Annotated in this window: 25 protein-coding genes; 11 read left to right on the plus strand and 14 right to left on the minus strand. The window is 63.0% G+C overall.

All coding sequences use genetic code 11. The features are described 5' to 3' along the window. Together NKI61_RS22485 and NKI61_RS22490 are read right to left on the minus strand one after the other, a co-directional pair. Positions 1-99: twin-arginine translocation signal domain-containing protein (locus NKI61_RS22485; RefSeq protein WP_352840891.1), on the minus strand; the 99-nt coding region annotated here is incomplete at its 3' end. Positions 100-274: 175 nt separating this feature from the next. Next, positions 275-937 carry a haloacid dehalogenase type II gene (locus NKI61_RS22490; protein ID WP_352840876.1) on the minus strand — a complete coding sequence of 221 codons (663 nt, stop codon included), beginning with the start codon at positions 935-937 and terminating at the stop codon, positions 275-277. A 168-nt stretch (positions 938-1,105) separates the two neighbouring features. Between NKI61_RS22490 and NKI61_RS22495 the strand changes: the two genes are divergently transcribed. From NKI61_RS22495 to NKI61_RS22510, 4 genes are all read left to right on the plus strand, one after another. Next, positions 1,106-1,984: a branched-chain amino acid aminotransferase gene (locus NKI61_RS22495; protein ID WP_023673688.1), complete on the plus strand. Its 879-nt coding sequence runs from the start codon at positions 1,106-1,108 to the stop codon at positions 1,982-1,984. 105 nt (positions 1,985-2,089) lie between these two features. Beyond that, on the plus strand, positions 2,090-2,692 hold the full coding sequence (locus NKI61_RS22500) for a superoxide dismutase (protein ID WP_023673687.1): 603 nt from the start codon (positions 2,090-2,092) through the stop codon (positions 2,690-2,692). 159 nt (positions 2,693-2,851) lie between these two features. After that, a complete protein-coding gene (locus NKI61_RS22505) occupies positions 2,852-3,289 on the plus strand; it encodes a c-type cytochrome (RefSeq protein WP_023684552.1) in 438 nt (145 codons plus the stop codon). Between the two features lie 9 nt (positions 3,290-3,298). Next, entirely contained in the window at positions 3,299-4,249 is a 951-nt protein-coding gene (locus NKI61_RS22510) for a cytochrome c (protein WP_023742666.1), read from the plus strand. Between the two features lie 20 nt (positions 4,250-4,269). Here the strand turns inward: NKI61_RS22510 and NKI61_RS22515 are convergent, their stop codons facing one another. The 3 genes from NKI61_RS22515 to NKI61_RS22525 all read right to left on the minus strand — a co-directional run bounded on the left by NKI61_RS22515 (position 4,270) and on the right by NKI61_RS22525 (position 7,600). Next, complete coding sequence (locus NKI61_RS22515) at positions 4,270-4,659, minus strand: SET domain-containing protein (protein ID WP_023673684.1); 390 nt, start codon at positions 4,657-4,659, stop codon at positions 4,270-4,272. A gap of 146 nt (positions 4,660-4,805) precedes the next feature. After that, positions 4,806-5,432, minus strand: a complete 627-nt coding sequence (locus tag NKI61_RS22520) for a LysE family translocator (RefSeq protein ID WP_352512373.1) — start codon at positions 5,430-5,432, stop codon at positions 4,806-4,808. Beyond that, complete coding sequence (locus tag NKI61_RS22525) at positions 5,429-7,600, minus strand: S9 family peptidase (RefSeq protein WP_352840877.1); 2,172 nt, start codon at positions 7,598-7,600, stop codon at positions 5,429-5,431. Before NKI61_RS22525 ends, NKI61_RS22520 begins: the two co-directional genes overlap by 4 nt. A 114-nt stretch (positions 7,601-7,714) precedes the next feature. Between NKI61_RS22525 and NKI61_RS22530 the strand changes: the two genes are divergently transcribed. After that, the gene (locus NKI61_RS22530; RefSeq protein WP_352840893.1) at positions 7,715-8,089 is read left to right on the plus strand and encodes an SH3 domain-containing protein; all 375 of its coding nucleotides are present in this window, start codon (positions 7,715-7,717) and stop codon (positions 8,087-8,089) included. A 412-nt stretch (positions 8,090-8,501) separates the two neighbouring features. Continuing rightward, positions 8,502-8,927 carry a Ros/MucR family transcriptional regulator gene (locus NKI61_RS22535; RefSeq protein WP_023673680.1) on the plus strand — a complete coding sequence of 142 codons (426 nt, stop codon included), beginning with the start codon at positions 8,502-8,504 and terminating at the stop codon, positions 8,925-8,927. Between the two features lie 127 nt (positions 8,928-9,054). Here NKI61_RS22535 and NKI61_RS22540 read toward each other — a convergent pair whose 3' ends face one another. Beyond that, on the minus strand, positions 9,055-9,483 hold the full coding sequence (locus NKI61_RS22540; protein WP_023692799.1) for a SufE family protein: 429 nt from the start codon (positions 9,481-9,483) through the stop codon (positions 9,055-9,057). A gap of 116 nt (positions 9,484-9,599) precedes the next feature. Continuing rightward, on the minus strand, positions 9,600-9,968 hold the full coding sequence (locus NKI61_RS22545; protein WP_023684546.1) for a DUF5330 domain-containing protein: 369 nt from the start codon (positions 9,966-9,968) through the stop codon (positions 9,600-9,602). Between the two features lie 531 nt (positions 9,969-10,499). Here NKI61_RS22545 and NKI61_RS22550 point away from each other — a divergent pair. From NKI61_RS22550 to NKI61_RS22560, 3 genes are all read left to right on the plus strand, one after another. Continuing rightward, the gene (locus tag NKI61_RS22550) at positions 10,500-12,245 is read left to right on the plus strand and encodes a sensor histidine kinase (RefSeq protein ID WP_352755845.1); all 1,746 of its coding nucleotides are present in this window, start codon (positions 10,500-10,502) and stop codon (positions 12,243-12,245) included. Beyond that, complete coding sequence (locus tag NKI61_RS22555) at positions 12,220-13,008, plus strand: peptidoglycan-binding domain-containing protein (RefSeq protein ID WP_023670159.1); 789 nt, start codon at positions 12,220-12,222, stop codon at positions 13,006-13,008. The genes NKI61_RS22550 and NKI61_RS22555 overlap by 26 nt, the downstream gene beginning before the upstream one ends. 76 nt (positions 13,009-13,084) lie before the next feature. Beyond that, complete coding sequence (locus NKI61_RS22560) at positions 13,085-13,432, plus strand: DUF1491 family protein (RefSeq protein ID WP_023698568.1); 348 nt, start codon at positions 13,085-13,087, stop codon at positions 13,430-13,432. On the opposite strand, the gene NKI61_RS22565 is transcribed toward NKI61_RS22560, so the two are convergent. From NKI61_RS22565 to NKI61_RS22580, 4 genes are all read right to left on the minus strand, one after another. Further along, positions 13,419-14,429, minus strand: coding sequence for a hypothetical protein (locus NKI61_RS22565; RefSeq protein WP_352755819.1), 1,011 nt, complete (start codon positions 14,427-14,429; stop codon positions 13,419-13,421). The two genes, NKI61_RS22560 and NKI61_RS22565, sit on opposite strands and share 14 nt — an antisense overlap. 396 nt (positions 14,430-14,825) lie before the next feature. Beyond that, positions 14,826-15,374, minus strand: a complete 549-nt coding sequence (locus NKI61_RS22570) for a DUF1254 domain-containing protein (RefSeq protein ID WP_023687234.1) — start codon at positions 15,372-15,374, stop codon at positions 14,826-14,828. Next, positions 15,367-15,951, minus strand: a complete 585-nt coding sequence (locus tag NKI61_RS22575) for a DUF1214 domain-containing protein (RefSeq protein WP_023670163.1) — start codon at positions 15,949-15,951, stop codon at positions 15,367-15,369. The genes NKI61_RS22570 and NKI61_RS22575 overlap by 8 nt, the downstream gene beginning before the upstream one ends. 73 nt (positions 15,952-16,024) lie before the next feature. Then, positions 16,025-18,184 carry a transglycosylase domain-containing protein gene (locus NKI61_RS22580; RefSeq protein WP_352840879.1) on the minus strand — a complete coding sequence of 720 codons (2,160 nt, stop codon included), beginning with the start codon at positions 18,182-18,184 and terminating at the stop codon, positions 16,025-16,027. Between the two features lie 127 nt (positions 18,185-18,311). Here NKI61_RS22580 and NKI61_RS22585 point away from each other — a divergent pair, with 127 nt between their 5' ends. Together NKI61_RS22585 and NKI61_RS22590 are read left to right on the plus strand one after the other, a co-directional pair. Continuing rightward, positions 18,312-18,617 carry a glycine cleavage T C-terminal barrel domain-containing protein gene (locus NKI61_RS22585; protein WP_023727644.1) on the plus strand — a complete coding sequence of 102 codons (306 nt, stop codon included), beginning with the start codon at positions 18,312-18,314 and terminating at the stop codon, positions 18,615-18,617. Beyond that, positions 18,599-20,152 (plus strand): trimethylamine methyltransferase family protein, encoded by a 1,554-nt coding sequence (locus tag NKI61_RS22590; protein ID WP_352840880.1) that lies wholly within the window; start codon positions 18,599-18,601, stop codon positions 20,150-20,152. The genes NKI61_RS22585 and NKI61_RS22590 overlap by 19 nt, the downstream gene beginning before the upstream one ends. Positions 20,153-20,164: 12 nt before the next feature. Here NKI61_RS22590 and NKI61_RS22595 read toward each other — a convergent pair whose 3' ends face one another. From NKI61_RS22595 to NKI61_RS22605, 3 genes are all read right to left on the minus strand, one after another. Beyond that, positions 20,165-20,329 carry a hypothetical protein gene (locus NKI61_RS22595; protein WP_023687237.1) on the minus strand — a complete coding sequence of 55 codons (165 nt, stop codon included), beginning with the start codon at positions 20,327-20,329 and terminating at the stop codon, positions 20,165-20,167. Between the two features lie 135 nt (positions 20,330-20,464). Then, complete coding sequence (groL, locus tag NKI61_RS22600; RefSeq protein ID WP_023687238.1) at positions 20,465-22,093, minus strand: chaperonin GroEL; 1,629 nt, start codon at positions 22,091-22,093, stop codon at positions 20,465-20,467. 64 nt (positions 22,094-22,157) lie between these two features. After that, positions 22,158-22,520, minus strand: a complete 363-nt coding sequence (locus NKI61_RS22605; RefSeq protein ID WP_023698577.1) for a co-chaperone GroES — start codon at positions 22,518-22,520, stop codon at positions 22,158-22,160. Positions 22,521-22,541 lie beyond the last annotated feature (21 nt).

Here is a 22,541-nt window from a genome sequence, read left to right on the forward strand (position 1 = left end):
GGTGCAGGCGGAGACCGCAATCGAAGCGGCGCCAAGGGCTGCAGCATTCAGAAAGCCGCGACGGCTCAGGCGATAGGGGTCGATTTCGGTCTTCAACATGGTTGCCTTTTTTAAGTCTCGAATCGCAAGAAAGCGTGAATGCCTTCAAGCGGCGCAGTGGTCGGCCTCCCCCAATGCCTGACGCGATAGGCGGTTCCGATTCTGGCCTGAGGGTGGACAAACAAAGGCGAAGCTGTGACCGCCCTGCCACTGTTGCTCGAAGGCAACAGAGTGATCAGCCGCCGGTCAGCAGGCCTTCAAGCGACGGCAGGATCAGCGCCGGCGGGAAATCCCGGTATTCCTCGGGCTGGTTGGCGCGGTTGATCCATACGGTGCGAAAGCCGAATTTGGTGGCGCCGGCGACGTCCCAGCGGTTGGACGACTGGAACGAGACGGCGCCCGGATAGAGTCGCCAGCCCGTCGCCACCATGTCGTAGGTCGACGGGTCGGTCTTGAAGCGCCTGACGGCGTCAACCGAAAAGATATCGTCCAGCACCTGGTCGAGGGCGGCCGACTTGACCGCCGCTTCCAGCATCTCGGGCGAGCCGTTGGACAGGATTGCGAGCTTGGCGCCGGATGCTTTCAGCGCCTTGAGCACGGCCGGCACTTCCGGATAGCAGTCGAGCCGCCAATAGACTTCGAGCAGCTTGGCCTTCAGTCCCTTGTCGGCGGAGGGAACCTTGAGCAGGGCGAAATCGAGCGCCTGTTCGGTGAGCTGCCAGAAATCGGCATAGCCGCCCATCAGCGTGCGCACCCAGGAATATTCCAGCTGCTTGGCGCGCCAGATTTCCGAAAGCAGCGGGCCGTCGGGGCCGATCTCGCCGTCATGACGGCGCACGGCTGCGTGCACGTCGAACAACGTGCCATAGGCGTCGAAAACGTAAGCCGCGTAATGCATGGCGACAGTTTTGAGGGCAGGCGGCGCAAGGTGCAAGCATCGATTGTGGTCTTGATCGCTTTCTTGGGGCTCTCTGGCCTCAACAAAAACCGCTCCATGCCGGTTGACGGCGCCGGTCAAAGCATCTTCCAATGCCTGGCAACAAACAGCTTTGAAGCGGAACGAACAATGACACTGGCGACTGCGGCGCTATCGGCGACATGGACCTTCGTCGACGGCGACTGGTACGAAGGCAACGTCGCCATTCTGGGTCCGCGCAGCCACGCCATGTGGCTCGGCACCAGCGTCTTCGACGGCGCCCGCTGGTTCGAAGGCGTCGCCCCCGATCTCGAGCTGCATGCCGCTAGGGTGAACGCATCGGCGACCGCGCTCGGCCTCGCGCCGTCGATGAGCGCCGATGAGATTGTTGGACTGACCTGGGACGGGCTGAAGAAGTTCGACGGCAAGACAGCGGTCTACATCAGGCCGATGTACTGGGCCGAGCATGGCGGCTACATGGGCGTGCCGGCCGATCCGGCCTCGACCCGTTTCTGCCTCTGCCTCTACGAATCGCCGATGATCTCGCCGACCGGCTTTTCGATCACCGTGTCGCCGTTCCGGCGGCCGACCATCGAGACCATGCCGACCAATGCCAAGGCCGGCTGCCTCTATCCCAACAATGGCCGCGCCATACTCGAAGCGAAGGGACGCGGCTTCGACAATGCGCTGGTGCTCGACATGCTGGGCAATGTCGCCGAGACCGGAACCTCGAACATATTCCTGGTCAAGGACAGCCACGTGTTGACGCCGGCGCCCAACGGCACCTTCCTGTCCGGCATCACCCGCTCGCGCACCATGACGCTGCTTGGCGATTACGGCTTCAAGACCACGGAGAAGATGCTGTCGGTGCGCGACTTTCTCGAAGCCGACGAGATATTTTCGACCGGAAACCATTCCAAGGTGGTGCCGATCACCCGCATCGAGGACCGCGATCTGCAGCCCGGGCCGGTGGCCAAGAAAGCGCGCGACCTTTATTGGGAATGGGCGCATTCGACTTCCGCCGGTTGAGCCGCTAAAAGGCAATTGGCGCTTCATTCCGGAGTTGTTCCAGATCAATGCAGCCCTATCTTAATCCGGTATCCGCACCGGATTTTTCCATGAGGAGTATGACCGATGGCTTTTGAATTGCCCGCCTTGCCCTACGACTACGAGGCCTTGCAGCCTTACATGTCGAAGGAGACGCTGGAGTATCACCACGACAAGCACCACAAGGCCTATGTCGACAACGGCAACAAGCTGGCCGCCGAAGCGGGCCTTGGCGATCTGTCGGTCGAAGAGGTGGTCAAACAGTCGTTCGGCAAGAATGCCGGCCTCTTCAACAACGCAGCCCAGCACTACAACCACATCCATTTCTGGAAGTGGATGAAGAAGGGCGGCGGCGGCAACAAGCTTCCGGGCGCCCTGCAGAAGGCTTTCGACGCCGACCTCGGCGGCTACGACAAGTTCAAGGCCGACTTCATCGCCGCCGGCACCACGCAGTTCGGTTCGGGCTGGGCCTGGGTCTCGGTCAAGGACGGCAAGCTGGCGATATCCAAGACGCCGAACGGCGAGAACCCGCTCGTCCATGGCGCATCGCCGATCCTCGGCGTCGATGTCTGGGAACATTCCTATTACATCGACTACCGCAACGCGCGGCCGAAATATCTCGAGGCCTTCGTCGACAGCCTCATCAACTGGGACCATGTCCTTGAAATGTACGAAGAGGCGAAAGCCTGATCGACCCAGAGAAGCCCCGGTACTCCGGGGCTTTTCTTTCTCAGCTGAAGCAGCAGGCACACAAAATTCGGCAGAATCCGGCCGGCGGACAGGGAATAATCCCGGCCCGCCCTCCGTTAACGTTAGGTCGCGACCCCTCATCATCCTGGAGCCAATTGAATGAGAAAGCTTGTTATCGCCATCTCTATGCTCAGCCTCGCCGCCTCGGCGGCTTTTGCCGACCCGATCCTCGACCGACAGGGACTGATGAAGGAACGAGGCAAGATCGTCGGCGGCCTGTCAAAAATCGCCAAGGGCGAGGCAGACTTCGATGCCGCCGCCGTGCTGACGGCGCTGCAGGCGCTGCAAGTCAATGCCGAGAAGTTCGATGTCGACACGCTGTTCCCGGCCGGCAGCGACAGCGGTGATACCACCGCCTCGCCCAAAATCTGGAAAGACATGGCGGGCTTCAAATCGACCGAAGACAAGTACCTCGCCGACGTCAAGGCCGCAGTCGCCGCCGCGCCCGCCGATGTCGATGCGCTGAAGGCGCAGATCGATACGCTCGGCAGTGATTGCGGCACCTGCCACAAGACCTATCGGGTGAAGAAGAGCTGATCCCGGGCAATGCCCTTGTGGAAAAAATTTGTCGGCGTCGCCCTTGTCCTGGGCGTCGTCGGTGCGGGCGCCGGCTGGCTGTTGTCGGCGCCGGTCAAGCTCGACACTGGCACCCTGGCGCAACTCGGCCCCGGCGACGCCGCCAGGGGCAAGCGCATTTTCAATGCCGGCGGCTGCACCTCCTGTCACGCCAAGTCGGGCTCGCAAGGCGACGCCCGTTTGCAACTGGTCGGCGGCCTCGAGCTCAAGACGCCGTTCGGCACCTTCGTGCCGCCCAACATCTCGCAGGATCCCAAGGACGGCATCGGCGCCTGGACGGTCGAGGACCTTGCCAACGCCATGCTGAAGGGCGTGTCGCCGTCGGGCGAGCATTTCTATCCGGCCTTCCCCTACGCATCCTACGCCCGCATGAAGCCGGCTGATATTGCCGATCTCTATGCGTTCCTGAAGACGCTGCCGGCGGTCGCCGGCAAGGCGCCGGACAATTCCCTGAGTTTCCCCTTCAACATCCGCCGCGGCCTCGGCCTGTGGAAGCGGCTCTATCTCAGCAAGGAGCCGGTGATTGCCTTTGCCGATGGCACGCCTGATCCGGTACTCGCCGGCCGCTATCTGGTCGAGGGGCCTGGCCATTGCGGCGAATGCCACACGCCGCGCGACTTCACCGGCGCCACTAGGAAGAGCCAGTGGCTGGCTGGCGCGGCGGCCGCCGAAGGCAGCGGCATCGTGCCGAACATCACATCGGGCGAGGGCGGGCTCGGTGACTGGTCGGAAGCCGACATCGCCAACTATCTCGAAACCGGTTTTACCCCCGATTTCGACTCGGTAGGCGGCGCCATGGTCGACGTGCAGCGCAACATGGCCGAACTGCCGCCGGAAGATCGCGCGGCGATCGCCGCCTATCTCAAGGCGGTGCCGCCGCATCCCAACGGCTACCCGGTGCGCAGCAAGCCGGCCAAGTGATCCCGGCTACAGGTGGCCATCTACAGGTGGCGATCGCCGAGGAAGTCGAAGCCCGTCTCGAAGAAATGGCTGTAATTGCAGGTCAGTTCCTCGCCGGGTGCGATGTCGCGCAAGGCATAGGTTTCCTCGGGCGAGGAGACATCGCAATTCGGTTCGTCGTCATGGTTCATGTAGCGTGCGTCGTCGGCTTCGAAGACGATGTAGTTCGGATCCCGGCGGTCTGGATAGGAATAACGGTCGAGATAGTTCTTCACCGGGCCGCTCTCGCCTTCATAGGTCTCGACGTCGATGATCCGGTCGAATCTGGGGTCGAGCTTCCAGACCAGCGTGCCCTTGGCAATGTGGTTCCTGGCGAAAACCCCGATGCCCTGGATCGGTGATTTCTCGAGATAGGTGTCGACGAGCAACATAGTGGCCCCTTTGCGTATGTCATGGTCTGGAAGGTGGCGCGCATTGGGTAGCGCGCAGCCATTGCAAATGCGAGTGAAAATGAGCAGCCTGGAATTCAAAAAGTGACGACCGGCGCGCCTCGACGGGCGCGCCTTTCGCATCGACATCAGCGCTGCTGCAAGGCCAGACGGACGCCTAACGCGCAGTAGATGCCGCCAACCACCTTGCCTTGCCATTTCACCACCGACGGATTGCGGCGCAGGAACGTGCCGAGCCGGCCCGCACTCACGGCAAAGACGACTGTGCTGAAAAGGCCGAGCAGAACAAAGATTATGCCCAGCGTCATCATCTGGAGCATCACCGATCCGTTTTCAGGCCGCACGAACTGGGGCAGGAAGGCGAGGAAGAAAAGCGCCGTCTTTGGGTTAAGCACTTCGGTCAGGACAGCTTGACGAAACGCCTTGCTGGCGGAGATCGCGAGTGCGCCGGCAGTAGGGTCGGCCGGTATTCTCTCGATGATTGCGCGGACGCCGAGGTAAACGAGATACGCCGCGCCGATATATTTTACGACGCTGAACAGCGTTGCCGAAGTGGCGATGATCGCCGAAATGCCGACCATCGCCATGATGGTATGGAACACATCGCCAGCCGCGACGCCCGCGCCCGTCGCGACGCCAACCCTGGTTCCGGAACTCGTCGCTCGCGCGACCGTCAAAAGCGTGGCTGGGCCTGGAATAAACACAAAGCCAAGCACAACCGCTATGTAAGCCGTCAAGGTGGATAGATCGATCATTGCGACGCCTCCGTTGCATTCTCAGCCTTGCCCGTCACCTCAGGTTCGGGCTTGCCCGTAACCTCGGGTTCGGGCTTGGCCGTAACCTTGAGCGCGAAGGAGTAGGTATAGGCGATCTCCTCCAGCCTTGAAAAGCGGCCGGAGGCGCCGGCATGGCCGGAATCCATGTTGATCTTGAACAGCACCGGATTGTCGCCGCTCTTGCGCTCGCGCAGCCGCGCCACCCATTTGGCCGGCTCCCAATAGGTGACGCGCGGATCGGTGAGGCCGGCCAGCGCCAGTATCGGCGGGTATTCGTGATCGGCGACATTGTCATAGGGTGAGTAGGCGGCGATCGTTTGGTAATCTTCCGCCGACGCGATCGGGTTGCCCCATTCCGGCCACTCCGGCGGCGTCAGCGGCAAGCTTGCGTCGAGCATCGTGGTCAGCACGTCGACAAAGGGAACCTCGGCAACGATGGCGCCGAAACTATGCGGCGCCATGTTGGCGATCGCACCCATCAACATGCCGCCGGCCGAGCCGCCTTGCGCGACGATGCGGTCGTGTTGGGTGTAACGCTCGGCGACGAGATGCTGCGCGACGGCGATGAAATCGGTGAACGTGTTCATCTTGTGCGCCCGCTTGCCGTCGTCATACCAGCCATAGCCCTTGTCCTTGCCGCCGCGGACATGGGCGATGGCAAAGACAAAGCCACGGTCGACCAGCGAGAACCAGTTGGTGTTGAACGCCGCCGGAATGGCAATGCCGTAAGAGCCGTAGCCGTAAAGCAGGCACGGTGCGGAGCCATCGAGCGGCGTGTCGCGGTGGTGCAGCAGCGAGACCGGCACCAGTTCGCCATCGGCGGCCGGCGCCATCAGCCGGCGCGTGACATAATGATCCGGATTGTGACCGGACGGCACTTCCTGGGTCTTCAGCAGCACACGCTCGCGGCTGCGCATATTGTAGTCGAAGACCTGCGCCGGGGTCGTCATCGACGAATAGGTGAAGCGCATGATCTCGGTGTCGTATTCATAGGACCCCGACAGGCCGAGCGAGAACGCCTCTTCGTCGAACGAGATCAGATGCTCCTCGCCGCTGCGGCGATCGCGAACGACGATGCGCGGCAGCCCTTCCTTGCGCTCGAGCCTGACCATATGATCCCTGAAGCCGACCACCGACAGGATCAGCCGGCCTGGCTCGTGCGCCACCAGCTCTTCCCAATTGGCCCGAACCGGGTCATTAGCCGGCGCCGTCATGATCTTGAAGTCCTTGGCGCCGTCGGCATTGGTGAGGACGAAGAAGATGTCGCCGCCTTCTTCCAGATCATATTGCAGGCCAGTCTCGCGCTTTGCCACCAGCTTTGGCTCGGCGAAAGGCTCATCGGCGCGCATCAGGTGATATTCCGAGGTTTCGTGATCGTTGATCCCGATCATGATCCATTCGTTGGAGCGCGTGCCGCCGACATCCATGAAGAAGCCGGGATCGGTTTCCTCATAAATCAGCCGGTCATTAAGGGGGCTGCCGCCGAGCGCGTGGAACAGCACCTTGGACGGGCGATGATTGTCGTCGAGCCTTGTGTAGAAGAAGCCGTCATCGGCGGCATTCCAGACGCCGCCACCACTGGTGGCCTCGATCTGGTCGCTCAGTTCCTTGCCGCTGGTGAGATCGCGCACGCGAAGTGTGAAGAATTCAGAGCCCTTGTCGTCGAACGCCCACAACAGCTTGCGGTGATCGGCCGAATGGTCGACGCCGCCGAGGCGGAAATAGGGCTTGCCCTCGGCTTCCGCGTCGCCATCGAGCAGGATCTGCTCATCGCCGCCATCGCGCGGCATGCGGAAATAGCGGGGCTGTTCGCCGCCAAGCTTGAAGGATGAGCCGTAAGCATAGGGGCCATCCTTCATCGGCACCGTCGAATCATCTTCCTTGATGCGCCCCTTCATCTCGCCGAACAGCTGCTTCCGAAGCTCTAGCGTATCGGCCATAAGCACTGCTTGATAGGCGTTTTCGGCTTCGAGATGGGCGCGGATGCGGCCCTCAAGCAGGGAAGGGTCCCTGAACATCGCCTGCCAGTTCTCGGCCCTCAGCCAGGCATAGTCATCTGTGCGGGTAATGCCGTGATGCGTGTCGAAGACGGGGTGTTTCTCGGGGCTCGGCGGGCTGGCGGTCGGAAAAGCTGAGGTCTTGGTCATTGCGTCTCACTGAAGAAATTACTTGAATGGCAAATGAACACGCCGATCAGCGCGGGTTCAAGGGCCGGGATGTATTGGTTGCGGCGGGCTCGGGAGATTAGCCAAAAGGAGAGGATGATGAATTTCCATATCAACACCGCTGCGGCTCTCGCCGTCGTCGCTTCGACCGTTCTGGCTTTCACCGGCCAGTCTCATGCAACCGCGTTCGCCGCTTGGCAAGTGGCTGGCGTGCCGTTCGGCGACACGCTCAACGTTCGCAAATATCCGTCCGGCACCTCGCAGAAGCAGGCCGCCTATCCCAACGGGACGATCCTGCAGATGACCGGCAAGTGCACCGGCGGCTTGAATCTTCTGGAGATCGCCGGCCAGCCGCACTGGAAACAGAAACAGGCAATTCGCTATCAATGGTGTCAAGTTTGGCACGACCCGGCGCAAAATGGTGCTTTTGTTAGTGGCTGGGTCTATGGAAAATACCTCACGCCGGATTGAATCCGGTCAGACCGAATATCTTCTTCGGCGGGTTTCGCCAACGCTTTGCAACTTGCGGTTTGGTACGAATCCGACAATCAGCTGCCCCAACCTTGAAGCATAGACCAAGCATCGCTGCCCACTTTATGAGTCCCTGCTGATTTAGCGATGGCGTGACCTTACGTCATGCTAGTCCTGGTCCGACCAGAAAATATCGCGAAGTTACAGAGTGCACCAAAGATTGAAGCTGAAGAGCGACTATTCGATGAATATCGTTGAATATAGCGCAAGATGCGAATTGACTTACTTTGTCTGTGGGCTCATTAAGATGCCCGGACGCGAATCCATGAAGCTCTTCCCGCGTGAAATTCGCGCCATGCCCGATCTTCCAAAAAGGGCGCAAACAGAAACATCCTTCGTTGGGGCCTAAGCCATGGATATCGTCGAAACACCTTCCAGAAATAGCGATGCGCTGATCGAGCTGACCGCCGATGTGGTGGCAGCCTATGTCAGCAACAATCCCGTGCCGGTCGGCGAATTGCCGAACCTTATCGCTGATGTCCATGCCGCTCTCGGGCGCGTGGGCGGAGCAAGCGAACAGCCTCCGGCCGACAAGCAGAAGCCTGCGGTAAACCCGAAGCGCTCTGTTCATGACGATTACATCGTCTGCCTTGAAGATGGCAAGAAGTTCAAGTCGCTGAAGCGCCACCTGATGACCCATTACGGTCTGACGCCCGATGAATACCGCGAGAAGTGGAATCTCGACGCCAGCTATCCGATGGTTGCCCCTAACTATGCCGCTGCCCGTTCGCAGCTGGCCAAGAAGATGGGCCTCGGCCGCAAGCGCAAGGGGCGGTAACACCGGCTCCAATGGACAAGATCAACGGCGCCCCTTACGGCGCCGTTTTTGTTTCTAGAACAATTCCAGGAAAACTGCCGAGCGCTTTCTCTTGGGAATTGCGTCGAAAGAAGAGAAGATAGAGCAATCAAGCAGTCTGCTTGAGAGCCATCTCGGCGTCGCGCTTGACGCGCTTGACCATCGAGCGCAGGCCATTGGCCCGCTGCGGCGACAGATGTTCGTCGAGGCCAAGCGACCTCAGCGTCGCCTCTGCGTCCGTTTCAAGGATCTGGCTGGCAGTCCGTCCCGAAAACAGCGCCAGCATGATGGCGACCAGACCGCGCACGATATGAGCGTCTGAATCGCCTGTGAAGGTGATGACCGGATCGGCGCCCGGCGCTCGGTTCGTGGTCAGCCAGACCTGGCTGACGCAGCCCGGCACCTTGTTGGCGGCGTTGCGTTCGGCGTCGGGAAATGGCGGCAGCGCTTCGCCGAGCTCGATGACATAGCGATAGCGGTCTTCCCACTCGTCGAGCAGGGAGAAGTCGTCGCGGATCGTCTGGATCGTCGTGGCCATTGCTCGGGATATAGTCATCCGCGGCTCCGGCGTCACGGAAAAAGAAGAAAAGCACCGCAGGCATCGAGAGGTCCGACCGGCCTGCGGTGTCGCTGTAGATACAGCTGAAATGGTGTTTAGTTCTTCGCCACCAGCTTGGCAGGTATGTTGACTGTCGCCGGCAGCACGATGTCCTTGGCGACGCTGCCGGTGGCCAGCGATGTATCGGGCGAGGTCTCGGCGCTCTTGTCGTCCAGCATGGCGGCGGCGATCTTGGCGGTTTCCTTGGCCCGGGCGCTGATCGTATGCATCGCCGACTTGCCGGTTTCGCAGACGTCCGGCTTACGCTCGCAAATGCCGGCGATGTCGCCGACCGCTTCGCGCGCCGCAAAAAGCGCCTGGAACGGCCCGACGCTCTCGCGGCCATCCTCGTCGGGGCCGACGGTCAGCGGCAGCGCTAGCAACACCAGCGAAAACCAGAACGCCATTCTTATCAAAAAGCCCATCGATCTGCCCTCTCGTCCAATGACCGGATCATGCGTCCATGCGCAATGACCTCTTTATATCAGCCACAATGGCACATGAGGCGCAAAGGACGGCTTTCCTGCTCAGTGAAAATTTTCCTCAAATTTTAGGCAAATTCGAAGCGAGGCGTTTTGCAGTGCATTAGCCTCAAATGCCGGCAATTTTCTTAACCTTGCAGTAACCATCTAAGCGATTGTTGCGCATGGATATCTTCAGAAGAGCAGGCATGCCGGCTCAGGGTTTCGCAGCCACGGGCACGCCCTTTGCACATAACGCTCCGTTTACTATGGCCACAAATGGCGGTGCATTCCGGTGCCGGCGCTCCAATTTTTGCCGCAGCGCGCTCGTTGTTCCGGTCAGCCTTATTCATTCCTTAAACGCTGGATGCGAGTTTCAAACAAGCAAAAGCGACCTGCAAAGCAGGGCAGTCACGACCGGGTGCGAGTGCGTTGAGTTTGACAACTGCCAGATATATTGAACTGCCTGGCGCGCTGGCGGCCGGTTGCGAACGCATGGTCCATCCGGCCATCATCGGCCAGGGCGATCGCCTGCGCCAGCGCCGGTTCATCGGCATCATGCTTGCCGCTCCGTTCTTCGCCGCCGGTGCGGCGGTGACACTGGTCACCTCGGGCATGGGCGCCGCCGTCACCGTCGCAGCCATTTTCGCCGCCTTCGGTCTTTGCTGGTTCGCCGCCTTGCTGGTGGCGGCGTCAGGCAAGATGACGCTGGCAGCCCAGGTTGCCCTTGCCGCCGGCGGTCTTGCGCTTGCCGGCGCCGTCGCGGCAGCAGGCGGCCTGGCGTCGCCGGTTGCGCTGCTGGCCCTGGCACTGCCATTCGAGGCCTGGTGGATCGGCGGTTCAAAGCGCGCGGCACTTTGGGGCGGCCTCTCGGCCTTGGCCGCAATGCTGCTGCAGCCCTTTGTCGCCTCTGTCGTCCCGCTCGGCGGGGCGCAAGTCGCGGCGTGGCACTGGCTGCTGCCGCTCGCCTGGGGCCTGACGCTGGTTCCTCGGCTCGCAGCCCTAGGCGATGCCGCACGCGCGCAGCCCGCGCTGCTTCCAAACGACCGCCTTGAAGACATGATCGACGCCGTTGTCCTGCATGTCGCCCGGCATGGCGAGGTCCTGGATGCCTCGGCCAAGGCGCGCACCATCCTGAAGCTGCCGCCGGAACTGCTTTTCGGCGCCGGGCTGTTCGACCGCATCCACCTGTCCGATCGCGTCGCTTATCTCAGCGCGCTTGCCGACATGCGCGATGGCGCCCTGGCGCGCCGGCTCGATCTTCGGGTAAGGCTGCCGCAGGACGGCAGCGCCTCGACGGCCGACAATTACCGGCCATTTCAGCTCGAACTGATGCGTGCCGAAGAGCAGCAGGAGACCTTCACTCTGCTGCTGCGCGAGAACGACGAGACTGCCGAATTGCGCGACGAGCTTGCTGCCGCCAATGAGGCCGCAGCGTCGGCCGAGGTGGCAAAGGGCCGCTTCCTGGCGGTCGTCAGCCATGAGCTTCGGACGCCGCTCAACGCCATCATCGGTTTTTCCGACATGCTGCTGCATGAGATGTTCGGCGGCTTCAAGGACCCGCGCCAGAAGGAGTATGTCAGCCTGGTGAAGGAGTCGGGCCAGCATCTGCTTGCCGTCGTCACCTCCATCCTTGATGTCTCGAGGATCGAGGCCGGCGCCTACGCGACCGAGCCCGAACCGTTCCGATTCATCGAAGCGGTCGAGATGTGCCAGTCGATGATGCAGCTGCAGGCGAATGCCAAGAACATCGATCTCCAGGCGCAGATTGCGCCGGACGCCGGGGAGATCAATGCCGACCGTCGTGCCGTGCAGCAGATCCTGATCAACCTCGTCTCCAATGCGGTCAAGTTCACGCCCGATGGCGGCGATATCATCGTCGGCGCCAAGCGGATCGGCTCGCGGCTGCATTTCTGGGTCAGGGACACCGGCATCGGCATCGCCGAGGAAGATTTTGTCAATCTCGGCAAGCCGTTCATGCAGATCCAGAACGACTATACGCGCCGCTTCGAGGGCACCGGGCTCGGCCTGTCGCTGGTCAAGGGCCTGGTGGCGCTGCACGACGGCACGATGTCGATCGAAAGCATGCCGGGCGAGGGGACGACGGTCACGATCAGCCTGCCGGTGAACGGGCCGAAGAGGAGCGCGACCGAGAGGAACGGCGTGCTGCCGATGCCCGCGACCAGGACGAAAGGCGACGCGAAAGGGGACAGGAATGGCTCGCTCCGCAAAACAGCCTAAGGCGGTCAAGCGCCGCAGCGGCGCGTTCGAGGCCGGCGCGATTGCGCTGGGCGGCGCGATCTCGCGCAATCCGGTCCTGGTCGGCGGCTCGACCGCCTTCCTGGTGACGCTGTTCTACGTTTCCGCCAACGCGCTGTGGTACCAGCCGTTTCCGCATGCCGGCGCCTTCTTCGCCACCCGCAGCATCGAGGGTTTTCCGCACCCCGGCGCGGACGAACCCGAAACCACCATCAACATCCTGCGGCCCGGCCCGGCTCCGGTCAAAAGCGATCCGACCGTCGAGCAGGTCCAGGGCATCCTGAAGGATCTCGATTTCTACACGGGAACGGTCGACGGCATTTCCGGGCCGAATACCCAAAAGGCGATCCAGGCATACCAGCAGAAAGTTGGCCTGCCGGCCTCCGGTGAGATCGACGCCGTCCTGCTCGACCAGCTCGGCGCCAAGCAGACAACAGCTGGCATCCCGCATCCTGTGCCGAGGCCCGTGGATATGGCCGCCGCTCGAGTTGCCGCGCCCGAGGCCGCGCCTGCGCCCATCCCGGTTTCCGCGCCGGTATCCGCCCAAGCGCCCGATGCCCGCATCGTCAAGATCCAGGCCGGCCTGAAGGCATTCGGCAATGACGACATGCAACTCGACGGCGTCGTCGGCGCCCGCACCAAGGCGGCGATCAAGGAATTCCAGTCGCTGTTCGGCCTGCCGGAAACGGGCGAGCCCGACGAGGTCGTCTACGTCAAGATGCGCGAGATCGGCCTGACCAATTGAGTGGTGGTCAAGACGACCGCTCGCGGATAGCCGAAAATCCGGCTAAGACGCCGCGCATGTCCTCCGGAGCTTCGTCATGCGCGTAACCACCGAGTTTTGGGTGTCGGCCCTGCTGCGCCGTGTTTTCGGCGCCGGCGGCTTTGCGGCCGTCGTCAAGCGCGGCGCGACCGAGGCCGGCGCTGTCTTCGTGCTCTCCCGCGGCAGGCTGGGCGACGTCTCCCTGTTCGGCCCGGCGCCGCAGACGAGCTACGATTCGGACAAACCGGATGATCGCTTTTTCACGCTGCTCGGCGCCGGCGACGATGCCGCCGCGCTTGACGCCAGGCTTGAGCGGGAGAAAAAATTCGATCCCGACATCTGGGTGGTCGAGATCGAGGCCGGAACGGTTTCCGTCGAGGAGCTTCTCTCCGTCAAGACGCCTTGAGGCTGGCCCGTAGGCTGGCTTTGTCGACGTCCGGCGCTTGGTCGCCATTCGCGGCGACAGGGGTGTTGCCGCGCACCGCTCGCGACAATGTTTCGGCCTTCCAGCCGCGCACCTTGTCGAGCGCCGCCTCGTGGTGCAGCAGCCGGTAGCGGTCGAGGAAGATGCGGATCGCCTGCGGGTGCGGAAACTCCCGGGGGTAAACCGCGACCACGATCAGGAATGCCCTGTCCTCGCTGAGGTCGAGCGCCCGCAGCGCGGCGAGCAACGAGACATAGCTCGAATGCTCGGTCAGCGACCGCGCCGTGGAGAAGTCGATGTCGAGCGCGTCGGCAAGCGCGGTCTGAAAGAAGGCGGCTTTGCCGGTCAGCGCCGTCTCGCGCAGCTTGCTGTAAGTTGCTGAGCCGACGAAGGGATTGACCGATGTCGCCTCGCCCTCGGCGAGCATCATCGAGCGCAGGCGGCGCCTGGCGGTTTCGGCGGCGCTGCCGGGCAGTTTTGGTGCGCTGGGAGCGGCGGCAGCGGCTTCGGCACCGTTGCCCGCCACGTCGGCGATCGGCTCGGGCTGCCGCACGCGCACGAGGGTCGGCTTTTCCAGCGCCTTGATCAACTGCGCGATGGTCGGGTTCAAATCCTTGCGGCGGGCAATGGCGCGCGCATGCGGCAGGCCGTGGCGGCCGATCAACGCGATCAGGTCGATGTCGCCCAGCGCCCGCGAACGGACGAGCAAGGGCGCGCAGACATCGACCGGCTCCTTGCAAAGCCGCCGCACCAGGGCGGCCGGCGCATATTCGCATTCGGACAGGGCGGCGGCGACATAGCGGCGCGATTCGACCGGCACGCTGTCGAACAGCGGCAGCGTCAGATCCTCGAGCTGGGCGATCTCGCGGCGCGACGGGCGGGTCAGCGAGCAGAACGCCGACACGGCGGCGCGAAACAGCCTTTCGGCTTTTCCCGATTCCGTCCGTATGGCGATTTGCCTGAAATCCGAAGCTGACACGGAAGATACGCCCGACACTCGACACAACCCGGACCATGCTCAACCGCAACTGTGTCGGTTTCGCGCTAGGCCTGGAACAAACATCAAATTAGCCGCGATCCGTTAGCGCTCCGTTAACCCTCTGCCGGCCTTAATCACATTTGGAGGCGTTGCGTTGTGCTCCGGGGCAACCGAGAGGAATACGCGAACCATGGGCATGGTACTGTCTTTCGTGCCGCGATCGGCACCAGTCAATCGAGCAGTTCAGGACACCGGTACGCCGGCGGCGGTGATCATTTTCCCCGGCGTCCGCTACGAGCATCCGCCATTGGCGGGCCAGGCGCGGCCGCCGGACCAGCCGGGCACACCACGGACGCCTGTTCCGCACCACTGAATTTGCTGGTCGTCGGGGTGAGGTCAGTAGTCCTGCAGTTCGCAGGAGCTCTGGTCCAGGAACTGCGACACAACTGGCTTCCAGCTGTCGTCAGGCACGAAGGCGCGGATGACGAAGATGCCTTCCTCGATCGGCGCCTCGACGAAGATCGCCCCTTGCAGGTCTTCGGGAAGCTCCCTGCGCACGTCGATCATCTGTGCCGGCGTCAGCACCACGGTGTCCAGCTTGCTGCCGGTCGCCGTGCGGTCGTTGAATGAATAGAAATTGTGGCCGTTGCGGTCATAGACCGACACCGACCAGAACGGCACGCTGCCCGGCGCCTTGATCCGCACCACGCCTTCGGCAAGGTCGAAGCGGCAGGCGGCGGCGTAAAACAGCGGATCCACCGACTTCACCACCGGCGCGCCGCCCGCCTCGGCATCCAGCCTGGTCATCTTGTAGAGGTCGGACGCCATCGCCAGCCGTGACCAGGCATCGCGCTCGGTAAATTCCGGCACCAGCAAAAGCACCACGATGTGGACGATGCCGGCGCCGAGCAGGCCGAGCAGGATGGCGTGCAGCAACCTACGCATTGCAGCCAGCCTTGACGATCCGGGGCAGCGACACGTCGGAAAGGCCGGTGCTTGAGGCAATCGGCGTGTCGTAGAAGGTGAGCACGAAATACATCCGGCCAAAACCTTCGGTCAGAAGCCAGTTGCCGGGGGCCGGACGGTTGCCGACGGCGATGATCACCGAATTGTCGGGCTGACGCAGCACCTGGTAGGATTGCAGCGCCGCCAGCCTTGGCTTGCCGGTGTCGACCACGCCGAGCGATTGATCCGCGGCATAGAGCGTCCAGAACCGGGCGGTCGGGAAACTGCCCTCGATCCTGTAGTCGCATTGCCGCTGAAGCTCATCGCCGGCCGCATCGCGTTCGGCGATGAAGGACAAGCCTTCCGCCTTGCCGAGCGCCAGCACGCCCTCGCGCGCCACGCGCGCCTTCGAATAGGGGTCGGCATCTTGCGTGCCGATCTCGGGGAAGGCGGTCCATTGGCCGATGCTGATCGCGCCGACGCCGCTCTGCGCCTGCAGCGCATACCAGACGCTGCCGCCGCCGAGGCCGATGGCTATGGCAAGCGAAAGCAGCGTGAAAAAGGCGGTCTTGAGCATGAAGAACCGGGACGAGAGAATTATCGTTCGGGGATATAGCGGGGCAGGCCACAGAGCAAGCAGCGCTGTGGAATCAAAGCGCCGACAGGGTCTCCGGTGTCTGCGGCGAGCCGAGCACGGGCGCTGTCTGGAACACCTTGGTCATCTCGCGCAGCGTCTGTGTCGTGCGGCTGGACAACACCGCCGGGCGCTCGGCCGCGGCATCGGCGGCTGCCTGATCGGCGTTTTTCTTCTCCGCTTCCTCGGCTTTGGCCGCGATCTCTTCGTCGACGAAGGGCTTGTCTAGGCCGGGGATCGGCTTCAGGTCGATATTCTGGTGCGCGTAGACCATCAGCCGCTGCCACACCATCGCCGGCAGCGTGCCGCCGGTCATGTTGCGGGTCGGGGTGAAGTCGTCATTGCCGAGCCAGACGGCAGCCGTGTAATTGCCGGTGAAGCCGACGAACCAGGCGTCGCGATAGGATTGCGTCGTCCCCGTCTTGCCGGCGACGACGATGTCGGGCAGCTGCGCGCGCCGCGCGGTGCCGATCGCCGGCACCGCAGCCAGCATGGTGTTCATGTATTTCAGAGCCTGTTCCGACAGAACCCGATGCGGCGCCGGCGCATCCTTGGCAAAGTCGTAGACGACATCGCCGGTGCGGGTGACGAGCTGGGTGATGCCGTGCCGCGAGCCGGCGAAGCCGTTCTGCGCGAACACACTGTAGCCCGTCGCCTGGTCCATGACCGTCATGCCCGATGTGCCGAGCACCATGGTCTTGTGCGACTCCAGTGGCGATTCCACGCCGAATGATTCGGCCATCGCCTTGATCGGGCCGATGCCGAGATAGTCCTTGGCCAGCCGTACCGGCACGGTGTTGATCGATTTGGCGATCGCCGTGATCAGCGTCACATTGCCGGCCGAGCCGCCATTGTAATTGTGCGGTGACCAGCCGCCCCAGCTGATCGGCCCGCCTGAGACGACGGAGTCCGGGGTGAACCCGTGCTCCATGGCGGTGGCGTAGACGTAAGGTTTGAACGAGGAGCCGGTCTGGCGCAGCGCCTTGGTGGCGCGGTTGAACTGGCTTGCGCCATAGTCGCGGCCGCCGACAATGGCGCGTACCGCGCCATTGGTCTCGATCACTACAACGGCGCCCTCGGTGACGTTGTATTCCTTGCCGAACTGGCGGAGATGGAATTCGACGGATTCCTCCGCCGCTTTCTGGATGTTGGCGTCGAAAGTGGTGTGGGCGACCAGCGAATGCTGGCCGGGCTTGGCGATTTTCTTGACCTCATCGAAGGCCCAGTCGAGGTAATAATCCGGGCTCTTCTGCTCGCCGCGGTCGACGATCTCGGCTGGATGCAGCCTTGCCTGCAGCACCTGGCCTTCGGTCATGAAACCGGAATCGACGAGGTTCGACAGCACCACATTGGCGCGAGCACGGGCGGCGGGCAGGTTGATGTGCGGGGCGTATTTGGTCGGCGCCTTGAACAGGCCGGCCAGCATCGCCGCCTCGGCGAGGTTCAGATCCTTGACGCTCTTGCCGAAATAGAAATCCGCCGCCGCCTCGATGCCGAACGTGCCGCCGCCCATATAGGCGCGGTCGAGATAAAGCTGCAGGATCTCCTTCTTCGACAGATTGGCCTCCAGCCACAGCGACAGGAAGGCTTCCTTGATCTTGCGTTGGAAGGTCCGCTCATTCGACAGGAACAGGTTCTTGGCCAGCTGCTGGGTGATGCTGGAGCCGCCCTGGACGACGGAATTGGCCCGCACATTCTCGAAGATGGCGCGCGACAGGCCGAGCACGTCGATGCCGTAGTGCTCGAAGAAGCGCCGGTCCTCGGTCGCCAGCACTGCTTTGATGACATGGTCCGGCATCTCGTCGACAGGCACGGAATCGCGCTGGATGATGCCGCGCTGGCCAATCTCGTTGCCGTAGCGGTCGAGGAAGGTGACGGCGAAATCGCCCTGACTGCGCCAGTCGCCGGTGGTGATCTGGAAGGCCGGCATCGCGAGTGCGAGCAGCACGACGACGCCGCCGGCGCCCATCGTAAAACCTTCGCTCAGCACCTCGATGATGCCGCGTCGCCAGCCGGTGACTCGGAAGCGCCGCGAAAAAATGGTCGCCGATTCCCAGAACTGGCCGGCCTTGAAGCCGATTTCGTAGAGCGAGGAATCGATCCACGCGTCCACCGCCAGCAGTGCGGCGGCGATCGGACCTCTTCGTCTTGGGCGTCGTTCTAAAGGACTGGCCATTCCCGAAACTCACCCCACCCACCTGAGAACCGCAAGCGGGCAATTTCAGGGCGGGCATACCCGGCGAAGACTATTCTTCCATTTCAGCCCGGCTCACAAGGGCAGCCAGGCCACACCGCACGGTTTGTTGAGCGCCGCCCGGATCGTGACGCTGGAGGTCGACGCCGTCGATGCCGACGCCAGTGGCTTCGAGCCAGTCTGGCACAAGGGCCGGCGCGTCGGCTTCGTCGCCTCAGCCGGCTATGGCTACACAATAGGCAAAAGCGTCGCGCTGACGTTGCTGGGCGACGAATTCGCCGGGGAGGGGACCGCGCTTTGGGTGCACATTGTCGGCGTCGAGCGGCCGGCGCGAATTATTCCGGCCTCGCCATACGACCCCGAGGGCAGGCGATGCGGCAATGAGGAGTTTTGGCCATGGTCGATGACATTATAAGGGAGACCAGGCGCGAGCGCCGGCGCGGGCACACCGGTGAGGCCGGCAGCGGGTCAAGCCGCCACCCGAACTATCGCTCGCTCAAGAACCCGTTCCTGCCGCAGCCGGTGTTTTCGGACGACCAGGTCGCGGCCATCCACGACACGGCGTTGCGCGTGCTGGAAGAGCTCGGCATCAAGGTGCTGCTGCCGGAGGCACGGGCGATCTACGCCAAAGCCGGTGCGCTGGTCGACGAGGACAGCCAGATGGTGCGCATCGGCCGCGATATTGTCACTGCGGCACTGGCCTCGGCGCCGAAATCCATCCGGGCGCTGGCGGGCAACCGTAGCCGCGATCTCATGCTGGAGCTCGGCTCGATGACGTTCCTGGCCGGAGCCGGGGCGCCCAACGTCACCGATCTCGAACGCGGACGGCGTCCGGGCACGCTCGCCGCTTTCGAAGAACTGACCAAGCTTGTTCAGAATTTCGACGTGCTGCATATGCTCGGCCCCTGGATCGAGCCGCAGGATGTCGACAACCATTTGCGCCACTATGCCGTCAACCGTGCGCAGCTGACCCTGTCGGACAAGTTCCCCTTCGTCTTCGCCCGCGGCACGCCGCAGGTCGAGGATGGGTTCGAGATGATCAGGCTGGCGCGCGGGCTCTCGCAGGACGAGTTCCTGGCCGGCGTCCATTGCTACACCGTGATCAACACCAATTCGCCGCGCCAGCTCGATATCCCGATGGCGCAAGGCATCATCGACTTCGCCAGGGCCGGCCAGGTCTCTGTCATCACGCCCTTCTGCCTGGCCGGCGCCATGGCGCCGATCACCGTCGCCGGCGCATTGACGCTGCAGCATGCCGAGGCGCTGGCTGGTCTCGCGCTGGCGCAGATGGTGCGGCCGGGCGCACCGGTGGTCTACGGATCCTTCTCCTCCAATGTCGACATGAAGTCCGGCGCACCGGCCTTCGGCACGCCCGAGCACGTCAAGGCGACGCTGGGCGCCGGCCAGCTGGCGCACTTCACCGGCCTGCCTTGGCGGTCCGGCGGCGGCAGTGCGGCCAACATTTCCGATGTGCAGGCGGCGCACGAGACGCAGTTCGCGCTGTGGGGCTCGGTGCTTGCCGGCGCCACCGTCTGCATCCATGCCGCGGGCTGGCTGGAGGGTGGCCTCAGCGTCTCCTACGAGAAGCTGATCACCGATATCGAGGCATTGCAGACGGTTGCCGAACTCTGCGCTACGACCCCCGGCGACGAGGATTCGATCGGCTTCGAGGCGATCGCTGAAGTCCAGCCGGGCGGGCATTTCTTCTCCGCCGACCACACCATGACGCGCTACCGCACCGCCTTCTACGAGCCGCTGGTCGCCGATTGGTCGAATTTCGGCAGCTGGACGCAGTCCGGTTCGAAGTCGGCCACCGAGCGCGCCACCGGCATCTGGAAGCGGACGCTGGCCGACTTCCAGCCGCCGGCGTCGGCCGTTGCCACATCCGATGTGCTCGACGAGTTCATTGCCCGCCGCACCGAAGAGGGCGGAGCGTTGCCGGTGTCGTGAGGTTGGCAGCCGTCACGTCGGCCGCTTGTCGCCGGTCTTCGACGGCTCGCGGCGAATCGGCCCGGCATCGGCCTGCCTGTGCTTGTCGGCGGCAATCCGGCGGATGCGATCGAAGCGGCTCTCCTCCGCCGGCTTGGTCGCGGATACAGCGTTTGGCTTCGGGGCGAATGTGATCATCTGTCGATCTCCCTGTCGTTGATGACTGGTCTTGACTGACTGACGGAAATTCCTGGCTCGCCGGGGAAATGTCCCCGGCAGCCTGTTTTGATTTATGCCCGCCCAGATTCCCAGCGGGCAATTTTCGGGCGATGGTCAGTAGCCGCCCATGCCGCCACCGCCGCCCGCAGGCGCCGCATCCTTGGCCGGAACGTCGGTGATCATCGCTTCGGCGGTGATCAGAAGGGCGGCGATCGAGCCGGCGTCCTGCAACGCGGTGCGCACCACTTTCGCCGGGTCGACGATGCCGGCCTTGATCATGTCGACATAGACCTCGTTCTGGGCGTCAAAGCCCTGATTCTGGTCCTTGCTGTCGGACAGCTTGCCGACGACGATCGAGCCTTCGACGCCGGAATTCTCGGCGATCTGGCGGATCGGCGCTTCCAGCGCCCTGAGCACGATCGAAATGCCGGCGGTCACATCGTCATTGGCGCCGGTCAGGCCGGCCAGAGCCGATCTTGCGCGCAGAAGCGCCACGCCACCGCCGGGCACGATGCCTTCTTCCACCGCCGCGCGCGTCGCATTCAGCGCGTCGTCGATGCGGTCCTTCTTTTCCTTCACTTCAGACTCGGTGACGCCGCCGACGCGGATCACGGCGACGCCGCCGGCGAGCTTGGCCAGCCGCTCCTGCAGCTTCTCCTTGTCGTAGTCGGACGTGGTCTCCTCGATCTGGCCCTTGATCTGCGCGATGCGCGCCTGGATGGTCGCCTTGGTGCCGGCGCCGTCGATGATCGTGGTGGTGTCCTTCTCGATCAGTACGCGCTTGGCGCGGCCAAGCATCTCGATGGTGACGTTTTCGAGCTTGATGCCGAGATCCTCGGAAATCATCTGGCCCGATGTCAGCACGGCGATGTCTTCCAGCATCGCCTTGCGGCGATCGCCGAAGCCCGGCGCCTTGACGGCCGCGACCTTGAGGCCGCCGCGCAGCTTGTTGACGACCAGCGTCGCCAGTGCTTCGCCTTCGACGTCTTCCGAGATGATCAGCAACGGCCTGCCGCTCTGCACCACTGCTTCGAGGATCGGCAGCATCGCCTGCAGATTGCCGAGCTTCTTCTCGTGGATGAGCACGTAAGGCTCTTCCAGTTCGACGCGCATCTTGTCGGCATTGGTGACGAAATAGGGTGAGAGATAGCCGCGGTCGAACTGCATGCCTTCGACGACGTCGAGTTCGGTGTCGGCGGTCTTGGCCTCCTCGACGGTGATGACACCGTCATTGCCGACCTTGTCCATCGCCTTGGCGATCATGGCGCCGACGCTGGCATCGCCATTGGCGGCGATGGTGCCGACCTGCGCGATCTCGGCCGACGACTTGACCTTCTTGGCCTTCGCCTTGATGTCCTTGACCACGGCGGCGACAGCCTGGTCGATGCCACGCTTGAGGTCCATCGGGTTCATGCCCGCGGCAACCAGCTTGGCGCCTTCGCGCAGGATCGATGCGGCCAGCACCGTGGCGGTGGTGGTGCCGTCACCGGCGAGGTCGTTGGTCTTCGAAGCCACTTCGCGCACCATCTGCGCGCCCATGTTCTCGAACTTGTCAGCAAGCTCGATTTCCTTGGCCACCGTCACACCGTCCTTGGTGATGCGCGGCGCGCCATAAGCCTTGTCGATGATGACGTTGCGGCCCTTGGGGCCGAGCGTGACCTTCACCGCATTGGTGAGGATCTCGACGCCGCGCAGCATGCGGTCGCGCGCGTCGGTGGCGAATTTGATTTCCTTGGCAGACATTTTTTTCAATCCCGTTGGTGTGGTGAAGCAAGCGGCTCGCCGGAGCCTGGCAAAGCCAGGCCGGTCAGGCAGCCTTCTTGGCTTTGACGCTCTTCTCGGTGACGACCGTCCCGCTCTTGCCGATAGCGGCCGTCTCGCTCTTGTCGATGACGCCCATAATGTCGGCTTCCTTCATGATCAGCAGGTCCTCGCCGTCGATCTTGACCTCGGTGCCCGACCATTTGCCGAACAGGATGAAGTCGCCGGCCTTGACGTCGAGCGGAACAAGCGCGCCGTTTTCGTCGCGTGCGCCCGGCCCAACGGCGATGACTTCGCCTTCCTGCGGCTTTTCCTTGGCATTGTCGGGAATGATGATGCCGCCCTTGGATTTGACATCGCCTTCGGCGCGCCGGATGACGACGCGGTCGTGGAGTGGCCGAAACTTCATGAGAACTTCTTTCTGGGGCCG

The sequence above is a fragment of the Mesorhizobium sp. M0514 genome (assembly GCF_040321145.1).
In the GTDB taxonomy this organism is placed as follows: Bacteria; Pseudomonadota; Alphaproteobacteria; order Rhizobiales; family Rhizobiaceae; genus Mesorhizobium.